General features: G+C 69.8%; 16 protein-coding genes. 7 read left to right on the forward strand and 9 right to left on the reverse strand.

Features of this window, described 5'->3' with window-relative positions:
- Positions 1–25: 25 nt before the first annotated feature.
- Entirely contained in the window at positions 26–193 is a 168-nt protein-coding gene (locus EEY80_RS19965; protein ID WP_164738103.1) for a hypothetical protein, read from the reverse strand.
- Complete coding sequence (gene argH / locus EEY80_RS01895; RefSeq protein ID WP_126974849.1) at positions 190–1605, reverse strand: argininosuccinate lyase; 1416 nt, start codon at positions 1603–1605, stop codon at positions 190–192. The genes EEY80_RS19965 and argH overlap by 4 nt, the downstream gene beginning before the upstream one ends.
- A gap of 24 nt (positions 1606–1629) precedes the next feature.
- Here argH and EEY80_RS01900 point away from each other — a divergent pair, with 24 nt between their 5' ends.
- The gene (locus EEY80_RS01900; protein WP_126974850.1) at positions 1630–2184 is read left to right on the forward strand and encodes a TlpA family protein disulfide reductase; all 555 of its coding nucleotides are present in this window, start codon (positions 1630–1632) and stop codon (positions 2182–2184) included.
- A gap of 25 nt (positions 2185–2209) precedes the next feature.
- Here the strand turns inward: EEY80_RS01900 and EEY80_RS01905 are convergent, their stop codons facing one another.
- Complete coding sequence (locus EEY80_RS01905; protein ID WP_126974851.1) at positions 2210–2797, reverse strand: DNA-3-methyladenine glycosylase I; 588 nt, start codon at positions 2795–2797, stop codon at positions 2210–2212.
- A 61-nt stretch (positions 2798–2858) separates the two neighbouring features.
- Here EEY80_RS01905 and EEY80_RS01910 point away from each other — a divergent pair, with 61 nt between their 5' ends.
- The 4 genes from EEY80_RS01910 (at position 2859) to yddG (ending at position 7191) form a co-directional block, all read left to right on the forward strand.
- A complete protein-coding gene (locus EEY80_RS01910) occupies positions 2859–3755 on the forward strand; it encodes an EAL domain-containing protein (protein ID WP_126974852.1) in 897 nt (298 codons plus the stop codon).
- Positions 3756–4153: 398 nt separating this feature from the next.
- Positions 4154–5329 (forward strand): acetyl-CoA C-acetyltransferase, encoded by a 1176-nt coding sequence (locus EEY80_RS01915; protein ID WP_126974853.1) that lies wholly within the window; start codon positions 4154–4156, stop codon positions 5327–5329.
- A 91-nt stretch (positions 5330–5420) separates the two neighbouring features.
- Entirely contained in the window at positions 5421–6143 is a 723-nt protein-coding gene (gene phbB, locus EEY80_RS01920) for a beta-ketoacyl-ACP reductase (RefSeq protein WP_126974854.1), read from the forward strand.
- Positions 6144–6273: 130 nt separating this feature from the next.
- Entirely contained in the window at positions 6274–7191 is a 918-nt protein-coding gene (gene yddG / locus EEY80_RS01925) for an aromatic amino acid exporter YddG (RefSeq protein WP_126974855.1), read from the forward strand.
- Here the strand turns inward: yddG and EEY80_RS01930 are convergent.
- From EEY80_RS01930 to EEY80_RS01940, 3 genes are all read right to left on the reverse strand, one after another.
- Entirely contained in the window at positions 7169–7336 is a 168-nt protein-coding gene (locus EEY80_RS01930; RefSeq protein WP_126974856.1) for a YdcH family protein, read from the reverse strand. The two genes, yddG and EEY80_RS01930, sit on opposite strands and share 23 nt — an antisense overlap.
- A 158-nt stretch (positions 7337–7494) precedes the next feature.
- Positions 7495–8268 carry a tRNA1(Val) (adenine(37)-N6)-methyltransferase gene (locus EEY80_RS01935; protein ID WP_235829677.1) on the reverse strand — a complete coding sequence of 258 codons (774 nt, stop codon included), beginning with the start codon at positions 8266–8268 and terminating at the stop codon, positions 7495–7497.
- A gap of 2 nt (positions 8269–8270) precedes the next feature.
- Positions 8271–8486 carry a putative signal transducing protein gene (locus tag EEY80_RS01940; protein WP_126974857.1) on the reverse strand — a complete coding sequence of 72 codons (216 nt, stop codon included), beginning with the start codon at positions 8484–8486 and terminating at the stop codon, positions 8271–8273.
- A gap of 54 nt (positions 8487–8540) precedes the next feature.
- On the opposite strand from EEY80_RS01940, the gene EEY80_RS01945 reads away from it, so the two are divergent.
- Positions 8541–9542: a polyprenyl synthetase family protein gene (locus EEY80_RS01945; protein WP_126974858.1), complete on the forward strand. Its 1002-nt coding sequence runs from the start codon at positions 8541–8543 to the stop codon at positions 9540–9542.
- Here EEY80_RS01945 and EEY80_RS01950 read toward each other — a convergent pair.
- The 3 genes from EEY80_RS01950 to EEY80_RS01960 form a co-directional block, all read right to left on the reverse strand.
- Positions 9518–10396 (reverse strand): 4-(cytidine 5'-diphospho)-2-C-methyl-D-erythritol kinase, encoded by an 879-nt coding sequence (locus tag EEY80_RS01950; RefSeq protein ID WP_126974859.1) that lies wholly within the window; start codon positions 10394–10396, stop codon positions 9518–9520. The two genes, EEY80_RS01945 and EEY80_RS01950, sit on opposite strands and share 25 nt — an antisense overlap.
- Entirely contained in the window at positions 10386–12128 is a 1743-nt protein-coding gene (locus EEY80_RS01955) for a tetratricopeptide repeat protein (protein WP_126974860.1), read from the reverse strand. Before EEY80_RS01955 ends, EEY80_RS01950 begins: the two co-directional genes overlap by 11 nt.
- A gap of 173 nt (positions 12129–12301) precedes the next feature.
- Complete coding sequence (locus EEY80_RS01960; protein WP_126974861.1) at positions 12302–13954, reverse strand: electron transfer flavoprotein-ubiquinone oxidoreductase; 1653 nt, start codon at positions 13952–13954, stop codon at positions 12302–12304.
- A gap of 248 nt (positions 13955–14202) precedes the next feature.
- Between EEY80_RS01960 and greA the strand changes: the two genes are divergently transcribed.
- Entirely contained in the window at positions 14203–14673 is a 471-nt protein-coding gene (greA, locus tag EEY80_RS01965; protein ID WP_164738104.1) for a transcription elongation factor GreA, read from the forward strand.
- Positions 14674–14685 lie beyond the last annotated feature (12 nt).

Here is a 14685-nt window from a genome sequence, read left to right on the forward strand (position 1 = left end):
CAAGCCCTTGGCGGGACGAGCCGGCTCAGGGCCGGCCGGTCACGCCCATCTCGACCTGCCCGGTCACCTGCAGCCCCGTTTGCGGCGCGGGTTCGGTCCGGCCCGCAGGCGGCACCGGCGGCCCGTCCACGCCGCAGCCCGCCACGACCAGTATCGCGGCCAGCGCCGCACCCGTCATCATCGTCCGCGTCATTCCGATCCCTCCAGCCGCGCCGTCCAGCGCGCCACCTGTGCCCGCACCTGATCCGGCGCGGTGCCGCCATAGCTCTGGCGGCTGGCGACCGAATTGTGGACCCCCAGCACGGAATACACCTCCTGCGTGATCGCGGGATGCACCGCCTGCATCTCGGTCAGGCCCAGGTCCGGCAGGTCGCATCCGGCCGCCTCGGCCAGCGCCACCAGCGCGCCGGTGACGTGATGCGCCTCGCGGAACGGCAGGCCCGCCTCGCGCACCAGCCAGTCGGCAAGGTCGGTCGCCGTGGAAAACCCGCTGGCCGCCGCCTTTTCGAGGTTCGCACGGTTGGCGGCCATGTCGGCCACCATGCCCGTCATCGCCGCCAGCGCCAGCATCAGCGTGTCGGCGGCGTCGAAGACCTGTTCCTTGTCTTCCTGCATGTCCTTGGAATAGGCCAGCGGCAGGCCCTTCATCACCGTGAACAGCGCCACCGTCGCCCCGAGGATGCGGCCGATCTTGGCCCGGATCAGCTCGGCCGCGTCTGGGTTCTTCTTCTGCGGCATGATCGACGATCCGGTGGAAAACCGGTCGCTCAGCGCCACGAAGCGGAACTGCGCCGAGGACCAGATCACCAGTTCTTCCGCAAACCGCGACAGGTGCACCGCGCAGATCGACGCGGCCGACAGGAATTCCAGCGCAAAGTCGCGGTCGCTGACCGCGTCGAGGCTGTTGGCCATCGGCCGGTCGAAGCCCAGCGCCTCGGCCGTCATCTGCCGGTCGATCGGAAAGCCGGTGCCCGCCAGCGCCGCCGCCCCCAGCGGGCTTTCGTTCATCCGGGCGCGGGCGTCGCGGAACCGCCCGACATCGCGGCCGAACATTTCCACATAGGCCATCATGTGATGGCCCCATGTCACCGGCTGCGCGGTCTGCAGATGGGTGAAGCCCGGCATCACCCAGTCCGCCCCCGCCGCCGCCTGCGCCAGCAGCGCCCGGATCAGCGCGGTCAGCGCCTCGGCCGCCTGATCGCACTGGTCGCGTACCCACAGCCGGAAATCGGTCGCCACCTGATCGTTGCGCGACCGCGCCGTGTGCAGCCGCCCCGCCGGTTCGCCGATGATCTCTTTCAGCCGCGCCTCGACATTCATGTGAATGTCTTCCAGTTCGGTGCGGAAGGGGAAGTCGCCCGCCTCGATCTCTGACAAGACCGTGAGCAGCCCTTCCCGGATCGCCGCCGCATCGCTATCCGTCAGGATGCCCGTCGCCGCCAGCATTGCGGCATGGGCCCGGCTGCCGGCGATGTCCTGCGCGTAGAGCCGCCTGTCGAACCCGATCGAGGCGTTGATCGCCTCCATGATCGCGTCCGGCCCTGCGGCGAAACGCCCGCCCCACATCTGGTTGGAGGTTCTGCTATCGCCTGTGCCGTCGGTCATCCGTCCCGCCCCCGTGGAGGTGTCATGCGTCTTCTTCGTTCCGCCGTCCTCTACACGGCCTTCGCCTTCGCTGCAAACGCGGCCACGGCGATGCCCGACCTTGCGCCGCTGCTGCAGGGCGACATGCGCAAGCTGGTCCCCGCCGATGCGCCCGGCGCGCCGGTCGAGGGCGCGCTGGTGGATGCGGCCGATGCGCCGGTGGACCTGTCGGCGCATCGCGGCAAGTGGCTGCTGGTGAACTTCTGGGCGACCTGGTGCGCGCCCTGCCGGGCCGAGATGCCGATGCTCGACCGGCTGCAGGCGGAATTCGGCGGCGACCGGTTCGCGGTGCTGCCCGTCGCCACCGGGCGCAACCCGCTGCCCGCGATCCACGACTTTTATGTCGACGAGGGCCTGACCGCGCTGCCGATCCTGCGCGACCCGAAACAGCAGTTCGCCCGGCAGATGGCGGTGCTGGGCCTGCCGGTGACGGTGCTGATCGACCCCGAGGGACGCGAGGTGGCGCGGATGCAGGGCGAGGCGCATTGGGACGGGCCCGAGGCGAAGGCCCTGGTCGCCGCGCTGATCGCCGGCGAGTGATCCCCGGCGCCCGGTTTTCCCGCCGCTACAGGCTGAAGCGTGCGCCCTCCTCCGCCACCGCGGCATGGCAGCGGCATCCCGTCAGGTGGTCGTTCACCATCCCCGTCGCCTGCATGAAGGCATAGGTGATGACCGGCCCGCAGAAGCGGAAGCCCGCCTTCTTCAGCGCCTTCGACATGGCCTCGGCCTCGGGCGTCGCCGCAGGCACCTCGGCCGAGGTGGCAAAGCGGTGCTGCCGCGGCGCCCCCTCGACGAAGCGCCACAGGAAGGGTGCGAAGCCCTCGCGTGCCTCGATCTCCAGATAGGCGCGGGCATTGCCGATGGTCGCCTCGATCTTGCCCCGGTGCCGCACGATGCCCGGATCGGCCAGCAGCCGCGCCACCTCGGGCTCGCCCCATGCGGCGATGACCTCGGGGCGGAACCCGGCGAAGGCCGCGCGGAACGCGTCGCGCTTGCGCAGGATGGTGATCCAGGCGAGCCCCGCCTGAAACCCGTCGAGCACCAGCTTTTCCCAGAGCGCCCGCCCGTCCGGTTCCGGCCGGCCCCATTCGTCGTCGTGATAGGCGACATACAGCGGGTCGGTCCCGCACCAGCCGCAGCGATCGTCCGTCATCTCGCCCCTTCACCACACGTTAAGACCGGCCGGCGCAGGATCGCCGGGACAGGAGGGAGACATGCCCGCACCGCCCAGGTCAAGAGCAGAGGTCGCGCGGATCTTCCGCGGCCCCGGCGCAGCCGCCCCCTCCGCCGCGGCGATCGCCGGGGATCCTGCGAGCCCGCTCGACCATGCCGTGCGCCTGCGCGACGACGACGTCATCGCCATGGTCGCCGCCGCGCTGGACCGGCAGGATGCGGTGCTGGCCTTCCAGCCGGTGGTGCAGGCGGCCCGCCCCGCCACCATCGCCTATCACGAGGCGCTGATCCGGCTGATGGACGAAACCGGCCGCACCATCCCGGCCCGCGACTTCATGGCGACGGTCGAGACGACGGAACTGGGCCGCCGCCTCGACTGCCTCGCGCTCGACATGGGGCTCGCCGCACTGGCCGAGGCGCCGGGGCTGCGCCTGTCGGTCAACATGTCGGCCCGCTCCATCGGCTACCGCCCCTGGGCGCAACTGCTGGAACGGGGGCTCGACACGGACCTGACGGTGGCGGAACGGCTGATCCTCGAGATTTCGGAGGTCTCGGCGATGCTGCTGCCCGATCTGGTGCGCGCCTTCATGCAGGCGCAGCAGGGCCGCGGCGTGGCCTTCGCGCTGGACGATTTCGGCGCGGGCGCGGTGTCCTTCCGCCATCTGCGCGAATTCTGGTTCGACCTCGTCAAGATCGACGGGCAGTTCATCCGGGGCATCGCGGGCAGCCCCGACAACCAGGTGCTGACCGAGGCGCTGCTGTCCGTCGCGCGGCAGTTCGACATGTTCACCGTGGCAGAGGCCGTCGAATCCGCCGAAGACGCGGCGATGCTGCAGAAGATGGGTTTCGACTGCCTGCAGGGCTACTACTTCGGTGCCCCCACGATCCAGCCGCCCTGGCGGATGCCGCCGCCCCGGCAGGCCGCGCGGGGCGCCTGATCGGGGATTCCCAAGGTTCGGAAAAGCGCGCAAGATGCGCATCCGGTTCCCGCGGGTCAGCGGCCAATCCGCGCAGGCAGTTCCGCCGGCGGCCCCGTTCGCCCGGCCGGGCCGTCCCTCCACCGGGCACGGCCCGCCCCGCCGGCAGGCCGGCGCGGGGTGCCGCAAGGCCTTGGCGGCGCAGGCATCGCCCCGGGCCATGGCATCGCGCGCAAGGCAGCCGAGCCCCCCGAGACCCCCGTGCCGCGTGCGGCGCATGGCCGGACTGCGCCCCCGCACCGCCCGCGGGTGCTTGACCCCGAGGCAGCATCGGGCATTCTGCGCCCAACGTTGCCGTATCGGCGGGCCGGGAGGGTCCGTACCGGTCGCAACCAGTCGTGACCTGGGAGAGGACCCTCATGACCAACGTCGTTATCGTCTCTGCCGCCCGCACCGCCGTGGGCAGTTTCGGCGGCGCCTTCGCCAATACCCCCGCGCATGACCTTGGCGCGGCGGTGCTGGAGGCGCTGGTGGCCCGCGCCGGGATCGACAAGTCCGAGGTCTCGGAAACCATCCTCGGCCAGGTGCTGACCGCGGGTCAGGGCCAGAACCCCGCCCGGCAGGCGCATATCAACGCCGGCCTGCCGAAGGAAAGCGCCGCCTGGGGCATCAACCAGGTCTGCGGTTCGGGCCTGCGGGCGGTGGCGCTCGGGGCGCAGCACATCCTGCTGGGCGACGCGACCGTGGTCGCCGCGGGCGGGCAGGAAAACATGTCGATGGCGCCGCATTGCCAGAACCTGCGGCAGGGCCACAAGATGGGCGACCTGTCCTTCATCGACACGATGATCAAGGACGGGCTGTGGGATGCCTTCAACGGCTATCACATGGGCCAGACCGCGGAAAACGTCGCGAACCAGTGGCAGATCAGCCGCGACATGCAGGACGAATTCGCGCTGGCGAGCCAGAACAAGGCCGAGGCCGCGCAGAAGGCCGGCCGCTTCTCGGACGAGATCATCGCCTTCACCGTCAAGACCCGCAAGGGCGACACGGTGGTGGATGCCGACGAATACATCCGCCACGGTGCCACCATCGAGGCGATGCAGAAGCTGCGCCCCGCCTTCGCCAAGGACGGCAGCGTGACCGCCGGCAATGCGAGCGGCATCAACGACGGTGCGGCGGGCGTGCTGCTGATGTCCGAGGAGGAGGCGGCGAAGCGCGGGCTGACGCCCATCGCGCGCATCGCCTCCTATGCCACGGCGGGGCTCGACCCGTCGATCATGGGCACCGGCCCGATCCCGGCCAGCCGCAAGGCGCTGGACAAGGCCGGCTGGAAGGTGGCCGACCTCGACCTGGTCGAGGCGAACGAGGCCTTCGCTGCCCAGGCCTGCGCCGTGAACAAGGACATGGGCTGGAACCCCGAGATCGTGAACGTCAACGGCGGCGCCATCGCCATCGGCCATCCGATCGGCGCCTCCGGCGCGCGGGTGCTGAACACCCTGCTGTTCGAGATGAAGCGGCGCGGCGCGAAGAAGGGCCTCGCCACGCTCTGCATCGGCGGCGGCATGGGCGTCGCCATGTGCCTTGAAGGCCTGTAAGACCGAGAATGCTGCGTGCGCAACATTATTGCGCACTCAGCCGGTCGAAGTATAACAGACTTTCAAGAACGTGACGGAAATGGGAGGAATCATGTCCAGGGTAGCACTGGTCACCGGTGGAACGCGCGGTATCGGCGCGGCGATCTCGCAGGCACTGCATGCGGCGGGCTACAAGGTCGCCGCCAACTATGCCGGAAATGACGAGGCGGCGGCGAAATTCACCGCCGAAACGGGCGTTCCCGCCTATAGATGGTCGGTCGCCGAATACGAGGCCTGCGTCGAGGGCATCGCCAGGGTCGAGGCCGATCTCGGCCCGGTGGAGGTGCTGGTGAACAATGCCGGCATCACCCGCGACGCCATGTTCCACAAGATGACGCCGCAGCAGTGGCGCGAGGTGATGGACACCAACCTGACCGGCCTGTTCAACATGACCCACCCGCTGTGGCCCGGGATGCGCGAGCGCAAGTTCGGCCGGGTGATCAGCATCAGCTCGATCAACGGGCAAAAGGGCCAGATGGGTCAGGCCAACTATTCTGCGGCGAAGGCCGGCGACATCGGCTTTACCAAGGCGCTGGCGCAAGAGGGGGCGAAGGCCGGCATCACCGTCAACGCGATCTGCCCCGGCTATATCGCGACCGAGATGGTGATGGCGGTGCCGGAAAAGGTGCGCGAGTCGATCATCGCGCAGATCCCGGTGGGCCGTCTGGGCGAGCCGGAAGAGGTGGCGCGCTGCGTGGTGTTCCTCGCCTCGGACGAGGCGGGGTTCATCACCGGCTCGACCCTGACCGCGAATGGCGGGCAATATTTCGTCTGAGCTGCCGGGCAAGGCAGTTCCGGGGGCCGTCCCGCGCGGGGCGGCCCCCTTTTTCATGCCCGGGCCACGCGCCGCTTGCACCGGGCCGCCGCCGCGGCGATGAACGGCGGGGGGACAACAGAGAGGGCACATGACGCGCGGCAGGGCGACCTCGATCGGTTTCATTGCGATCCTGCTGTGGTCGCTGCTGGCGCTGTTCACCGTGGGTTCGGCCCCGGTGCCGCCGCTGTTGCTGAACGCGCTGACCTTCGCGCTCGGCGGCGGTCTGGGTCTGGTCTGGATCGCGCGCAGCGGCGGCTTTGCGCAACTGGCCCGGGTGCCCCTGCGGATCTATGCCTTCGGCACGCTGGGGCTGTTCGGCTATCACCTGCTGTATTTTTCGGCGCTGCGGCTGGCGCCCCCGGCCGAGGCGGGGCTGATCGCCTATCTCTGGCCGCTGCTGATCGTGCTGTTCTCGGGCCTGCTGCCGGGCGAGCGGCTGACGCGGCTGCATGTGATCGGCGCGCTGGTCGCCTTCGCCGGCGCGGCGCTGATCGTGGGCGGGCGCATCGCCGGCGGGGTCACGCTGACCGGCCCCGCGATGGCGGGCTATGGCCTGGCCTTCCTCTGCGCCCTGACCTGGTCGGCGTATTCCATCCTCTCCCGCCGGTTGGGAGAGGTGCCGACCGCCAGCGTGGCGGTCTTCTGCATCGCCACGGCGATCCTGTCGGCGGCGGCGCATCTGGCACTGGAAATCCCGGCCTGGCCGGCCGGGGCATGGGGCTGGGCCGCTGTCGCCGCTCTCGGGCTCGGCCCCGTGGGGCTGGCCTTCTACGTCTGGGACATCGGCGTAAAGCGCGGCGACATCCAGCTTCTGGGGACCGCATCCTATGCGGCGCCGCTGCTGTCGACGCTTGCGCTGGTTCTGGCAGGAGAGGCGCGGGCGGACCTGCGCCTTCTCCTTGCGGCTGGATTGATTGCGGGAGGTGCGGCGCTGGCCGCGCGGGCGGGGCGCCGCAACACGTCACCGAAGGGCGACGCGCCGGTCAGTGCTGCTGAAGCCGGGTGATCTGCTCCTTGATCCGCAGCTTCTGCTTCTTCAGGTCGGAAATCGTCAGATGATCGCAAGATGGGCTGCGTTCCTGCCGCTCTACCTCGGCCGAAAGGTTCTGGTGTTTCTTCCGCAGCTCCGTCAGGTGCGAACTCAGGGACATCTTCGTCTCCTTCTTCTGCTGGTTGAACCTTCCCCTCAAGTGCACCACGAAACCCGAGTCGTGTCACGTCCAAGAAACATAAACGTCGTCCAGATGTTACACGCTTGCCGGTTCTTGCCGGTCGTCGCGCCTGCACGACGCAAGGCTTCGCCGAGCCGTCAGAAGTGAAGCGGCGCCCCCTTGCGCAGGATCGCCTCCGCCTCGGGGCGGTGATCGTCGCCATCCTGTCCATGCGCCGCGCCGTCATGCACCACGAAGGGCGCGGCCATCGCAAAAGCACCGCGCCCGCCCTTGCGCGCCCGCAGGATCACCCGCCCCGCCGGGCGGCCGGCGCGCGGCGCGATCGGCAGCAGCGTGGCGCTGCCCGCCCGGTCATCGAGGCCCGCCAGCAGGTCCGGCAGGCGCGCCGCCTCCTGGATGACCCACAGCCAGCCGTCGGGCCGCAGCCGCCGCAGCCCGGCATCCAGCCAGCGCGCCAGCGGCAGCACCTCGCGCAGGCCCGTCTCGCGCCCCGGATCGGCCGCCGCGGTGCCGCCGCCGGCGGGATACCAGGGCGGGTTCATCATCACATGGTCGAACTGCCGCGACCTCAGCGTGGCGGGCATCGCCTCCACATCGCCCTCGATCACCGTCAGCGCGATGCCATTGCGTGCGGCATTCAGCCGCGCGAGGTCCGCATAGACGGGTTGCAGTTCCAGCCCGGTCAGCGCCAGCCCCCCGACCCGCGCGCCCAGGCAGAGGGATGCCACCCCCGCCCCGCAGCCCAGTTCCAGCACCGCCTGCCCCGGACGCGCCGTCACCGCCGCGGCCAGGAACACGGGGTCGGTCGCGGCGCGATAGCCGTGCCGCGGCTGCCAGACGCGCAGCCGCCCGCCCAGAAAGCCGTCATCAGTCAAGTCGCCCAAAGCGGCGGGGGCCTCGGGCGCGGTCACGCTCAGCCCTCCAGCGGGATGTCGTTGTCGGCCATGATCGCACGGGCGCGGAACAGGTCGGCATCCCGCACCATCAGCCGCCGCGGCAGGATGCCCAGCGATCCTTCGAGGATGCTCATATGGACGTCCATCTGAAACGCCGCTATACCCTCGCCCTGTAAGAGAACGGTGGCAAAGGCGATCCGGGTGGGGTCGGTCGAGCGCAGAAGTTCCTTCATGATCCGCGACTAAAGGGCAGTCGCCCGGCTTTGTCGAGCGCCAAGGGGGTGGGCATGAGCCTGGATGAAACCGCGACCAAACCGCATGATCGCCTCGCCGCGCATCTTTCCGCCGACATGCAGGCCGTCAACGCGCTGATCCGCGACCGGATGGCCTCGGAACATGCGCCGCGCATCCCCGAGGTGACCGCGCATCTGGTCGAGGCGGGGGGCAAGCGGCTGCGGCCGATGCTGACGCTGGCGGCCGCGCGGCTGTGCGGCTATCCCGGCCCCTATCATGTGCACCTGGCGGCGACGGTGGAATTCATCCATACGGCGACGCTGCTGCATGACGACGTGGTCGACGAAAGCCGCCAGCGCCGCGGTCGTCCGACCGCGAACCTGCTGTGGGACAACAAGTCGAGCGTGCTGGTCGGCGACTATCTGTTCGCGCGCAGCTTCCAGCTGATGACCGAAGCGGGCAACATGCGCGTGCTGTCGATCCTGTCGAATGCCTCGGCGGTGATCGCGGAAGGCGAGGTGCTGCAACTGACCGCCGCGCAGGACCTGCGCACCGACGAGGCGGTCTATCTGCAGGTGATCCGCGGCAAGACCGCCGCGCTGTTCGCTGCCGCGACCGAAGTGGGCGGCGTGCTCGCCGGCGCGCCCGAGGATCAGGTGCAGGCGCTGCACGACTATGGCGACGCGCTCGGCATCGCCTTCCAGATGGTCGATGACCTGCTGGATTACGGCGGGGTGGCCGAAACCATCGGCAAGAACACCGGCGACGATTTCCGCGAACGCAAGCTGACCCTGCCGGTGATCCAGGCCGTGGCGCAGGCCGATGCCGAGGAACATGTCTTCTGGACCCGGGTGATCGAGAAGGGCGACCAGCGCGAGGGCGATCTCGACCACGCGCTGATGCTGATGCGCCGGCACGGCACGCTACAGGCCACGCGCGATGCCGCGCTGGACTGGGCCGGGCGGGCGCGGGACGCGCTCGGCGCCCTGCCGGCGGGCGAATTGCGCGACATGCTGGCCGATCTGGCCGACTACGTGGTGGCGCGGGTCGCCTGATCGGCGGCCGCGGGCTGCTGCCACAGCCCGGCGTCGGCCACCCACCAGCCCGGCTGCGCCCGGGCGAGGGCCGCCGCGGCCGCGGCCGATCCGGCCTCCGTCGCGAACAGGCCGAAGCAGGTGGCCCCCGATCCCGACATCCGCGCCAGCAGGCAGCCGGGCTGCGCCGCCAGCGCGGCCAGCACCTCGCCCACCCGCGGTTCCAGCGCGCGGGCGGCGGGTTCCAGATCGTTGCGGCAGGCGCGCAGGTAACCTGCCAGCGCCGGGGCATCCGGCCAGCGCGCCGGCAGGTCCGGCAGGGGCGGGTTGTCGCGCCGGTCGAGCGCGCGGAAGATCGCGGGGGTCGCCACCGGCACGCCCGGATTGACCAGCACCAGCCGGCAGTCGGGCAGGCCCGGCAGATCGTCCAGCCGCTCGCCGATGCCCCGCATCCGGCGCGGGCGCGGTTGCAGGCAGACGGGCAGGTCCGCGCCGAGGGCCAGCACCGCCGCCGCGTCGGGCAGGGCCATGCCCCACAACCGGGCCAGCGCCCGCAGCGCCGCCGCCGCATCCGACGATCCGCCGCCGATGCCCGAGGCCGCGGGCAGCCGCTTCGTCAGCACGATCCGCGCGCCGCGATCCGGCGACAGCAGCCGCGCCGCCCGCAGCACCAGATTGTCCGGCCCCTCGGGCACGCCCGCCGCGCGCGGACCGTCCACCCGCAGCGTCAGGCCCGCCTCCGGCTCCACCGCCAGCCCGTCGCCCGCATCGGCGAAGACCACCAGACTGTCCAGCAGGTGATAACCGTCATCGCGCCGTCCGGTCACATGCAGCGCGAGGTTGATCTTGGCCGGCGCGAAGTCCTCAGTCGGCATTCTGGGTGACGGCAAGGGGCGCGGCGCCTTCCTCGGCCAGCACGGCGTCCAGCCCGATCTCCAGCTTGCGCCGGATCCGGTCCGGGTCCACCTCGTCGGCATTCATGCCGGCGTCCTGGCTGAAGGACAGCGCCCGCTTCCACTGGAACTCGGCCTCGCGCTTGCGTCCGACCGCCCAGTAGACATCGCCGAGATGGTCGTTCAGCACCGCATCGACCGGCATCAGAGCCACGGCCTTTTCCATCGGCGCCACCGCATCGTCATAGCGGCCCAGCCGGTAATAGGCCCAGGCGAGGCTGTCGACGATATAGCCGTCCTCGGGCCGCTCGGCCACGGCACGTTCGATCATCGACTGCGCCTCTTCGAGGTTGCGGCGCTGTTCGAGGAACGAATAGCCGAGGTAGTTCAGCACCTGCGGCTGGTTCGGGCGCAGGTCCAGCGCCTTGCGCATGTCGGTTTCGGCGCGGTCATAGTCCTTCTGCCGCTCATAGCTGATGCCGCGGGCATAATAGACGGGCCACTGCGCCTCGGCATCGCCGTCGAACAGGGCGATGGCGGCGTCATAGGCCCTGATCGCGTCGGCATAGCGTTCCGCCTGCCGCAGCGTGTCGCCCAGATTGGCCAGGATCACCGGCTGGTCCGGATAGCTGCGCGCCAGCTGTTCCAGCACCTCGATCGCCGCGTCGCGCCGGTCGGAGGCGATCAGCGCCTCGGCCCGGCCCAGTTCCGCCGCCGGATAGGCGGGGGATTCGCGGGGGATGCTGCCATAGACCGCGGTCGCCAGTTCGAACTGGTCCTGCCGTTCCAGAAGCCCCGCCACCAGCAGCAGCGTGTCCGGCTCGTCCGGCCGCAGGAACTGCGCCAGCCGCGCATAGACCAGCGTGAAGACGTCGTTGCCCTCGCCCGTCAGGGCCGAGGCGAGCGAGTGATAGATCTCGGCCACGCCCTCTTCGGGCGAGCGCACCACGTCGAAGGGCAGGGTTTCGCCCGCCTCCAGCTTTTCGGCCATCTCGGTGAAGACGGGGTCGCCCTCGCGGCCGAAGGTGTCGTCGATCAACCCCAGCGCATCGTCGCGGCGTTCCAGCTGGCTGAGGATCTGGGCATGGGCCAGCACCGCCCGCCGCGTCATCCGCAAGGGCCCGGCATCCTCGGCGGCGAGGATCGCGTCCGCGCCCTCCAGATCGCCGACCGAGGCCAGCGCCATCGCCTTGTGATATTGCGCGAAGGTGGCAAGGCCCTCGGTTTCGGCCACCGCGTCGAAGGCCACCAGCGCCTCGGACATCCGCCCGCGCCCGATTTCGGCCCAGGCCCGCATCAGCCCCTCGACCAGCGGCGAGGTCATCGCCACGCCGTCGAGATCGGCCAGCACCGCGTCCCAGTCCCCGCGCGCGGCCATGTCGGTCATCGCCACCAGATCGGCGACCTGGGTGCGGGTGGTCCCGGCCCGCATCGCATCGGCCACAGCCACCGCGCCGTCGAAATCGCCCATGCCGATCCGGGACAGGATGGCGCTTTCCATCAGTTCGGCATTCTGCCGGTCATAAATCAGCGCCCGGGTGAAATAGTCGGCGGCGGCGCGGAAATCGCTGTTCCCGCTGGCCACCCGTGCCGCCAGATAGGGTCCGGCGACCCCTTCCGCGCGCAAGGGCGCGGCAAGGCCGGTCCAGGCGCCCGCGGCGACGATCACGGCAAGCGACAGGGCAAGGGCGGGGCGGCGGAACGCGGGCACCATGGTTTCCTTCGGCTGGGCGGCGGTTCGGGTCAGGTTAGGGCCGCCCCCGGGCCTTGGCAATTGCGCGATGCCCCGCCCGGGGCCGGAATCACCCGCCCCGCCCGCCTGCTCGCGCGATTGTCACCGCCCCCGCCCGCAGGCCGTCAGCAAGCCGGTCGCGGGCGGGACATCGGTCACATGTTCGGATAGTTCGGCCCGTCGCCACCCTGCGGCGTGGTCCAGACGATGTTCTGCGTCGGGTCCTTGATGTCGCAGGTCTTGCAGTGCACGCAGTTCTGGAAGTTGATCTGGAAGCGCGGCGTCCCCGCCTCGTCGCGGATCACCTCATAGACGCCGGCCGGGCAATAGCGCTGCGCCGGTTCGTCATAGAGCGGCAGGTTGACCGCGATCGGCACCGCCGGATCGCGCAGCTTCAGGTGGCAGGGCTGGCTTTCCTCGTGGTTGGTGAAGGAATAGGCCACGTTGGTCAGCCGGTCGAAGCCCAGCTTGCCGTCGGGCCTCGGATAGTCGATGGGCTTGAACTTCGACGCCTCGCCCGTCGCCGCCGCGTCGGTCTTGCCATGCTTCAGCGACCCGAACAGCGGCGCACCGAACAGCGACGCTGCCCACATGTCGAGCCCGCCGAGCGCAAGGCTCGCGCCCAGACCCCAGCGCGACCACATCGGCTTGACGTTGCGGACCTTGCGCAGATCGGCGGCGATGGGGCCGGACCGCACATCCGCCTCGTATTCCGTCAGCTCGTCCCCGGCCCGGCCCGCCGCCAGCGCGGCATGGGCGGCCTCGGCCGCGGCCTTGCCCGACAGCATCGCGTTGTGGTTGCCCTTGATGCGCGGCACGTTGACCATGCCCGCCGAACAGCCCAGCAGGGCCCCGCCGGGGAAGGTCAGCTTCGGCATCGACTGCAACCCGCCCTCGCTGATCGCCCGCGCGCCATAGGCCACGCGCTTGCCGCCCTCCAGCAGGTCCCGGACCATCGGGTGCAGCTTGAAGCGCTGGAACTCCATGTAGGGGTAAAGGTGCGGGTTGGCGTAGTTCAGGTGGACGACGAAGCCGATCAGGATCTGGTTGTTCTCGGCGTGGTAGATGAACGACCCGCCCCCGGCATTCGACCCCAGCGGCCAGCCCATCGTGTGGGTGACGGTGCCCTCGCGGTGCTTCGCGGGGTCGATCTCCCAGATCTCCTTCATGCCGATGCCGTATTTCTGCGGCTCGTGGTCGCGCGACAGGTCGAACCTGGCGATGACCTCCTTCGACAGCGAGCCGCGCACGCCCTCGGCCAGCAGCACATACTTGCCCAGCAGTTCCATGCCGGGTTCATAGCCCTCGCCGATCGTCCCGTCGGAGTTCTTGCCGAATTCGCCCGCGACGACGCCCGCGACGCGGCCATCCTTGCCCCAGACGATCTCGCTGGCCGACATTCCGGGGAAGATCTCGACCCCCAGGCCTTCCGCCACGCCGGCCATCCAGCGGCAGACATTGCCCATGCTGACGATATAGTTGCCGTGGTTCGACATCAGCGGCGGCATCGGCCAGTTCGGCACCCGGAGCTTGCCCGCCGGCCCCAGCAGGTAGAAGTTGTCCTCCTTCACCTCGGTCCGGATCGGCGCGTCCATGCTGCGCCAGTCGGGCAGCAGCGCGTCGAGGCCCGCAGGGTCCAGCACCGCGCCCGACAGGATATGCGCGCCGACCTCCGACCCCTTTTCCAGAACCACCACGTTCAGGTCGGGGTCGAGCTGTTTCAGACGGATCGCCGCCGACAGGCCCGACGGCCCGGCACCGACGATCACCACGTCGTATTCCATCGACTCCCGCTCGATCGTGGTCATGGCTTTTCCTCCCGGCTCGCGCGTGCTGGCAATTTTCTTTCGCCGCAACGGTTAACTTACCCTGCGACAGGCTGCAACGCTGACGCCGCATCATGGCGATGGCTCCGGTGGCGGCATCTCTGCCCGCGCGGGTTCCGAAGTCGCTTGCAATCGGGCGTCATTGCGGGTCTGGTGCTGCGAACGAGTTCGCGACGACGCGCCGCGCCTCCGCCTTGGGGGTCCGCGGTGCATTTGCCTGACAGAGTGCGATGGAAAAGATACCGATGACGCGCGCCGGCCACGCCGCGCTGGATGACGAACTGAAGCAGCTGAAATCGGTCGAACGGCCGGCCGTGATCAAGGCGATCGCCGAGGCGCGCGAACATGGCGACCTGTCCGAGAACGCGGAATACCATGCCGCGCGCGAACGCCAGAGCTTCGTCGAGGGCCGGATCAAGGAGCTGGAATCGATCATCGGCCGGGCCGAGGTGATCGACCCCGCCCGCCTGTCCGGCAGCATCAAGTTCGGTGCCACCGTGACGCTGGTCGACGAGGACACCGAGGAAGAGCGCACCTACCAGATCGTCGGCGAGGCCGAGGCCGATCTGGAACGCGGCCTTCTCAATGTCCGCTCGCCCCTCGCCCGCGCGCTGATCGGCAAGGACGAGGGCGACACCGTCGAGGTGCGCAGCCCCGGCGGCGAGAAGAGCTACGAGATCATTTCCATCCGGTTCGTCTGAGACGGGGCCCCA

Source organism: Frigidibacter oleivorans (assembly GCF_003993775.1).
GTDB classification, from domain to species: Bacteria; Pseudomonadota; Alphaproteobacteria; order Rhodobacterales; family Rhodobacteraceae; genus Frigidibacter; species Frigidibacter oleivorans.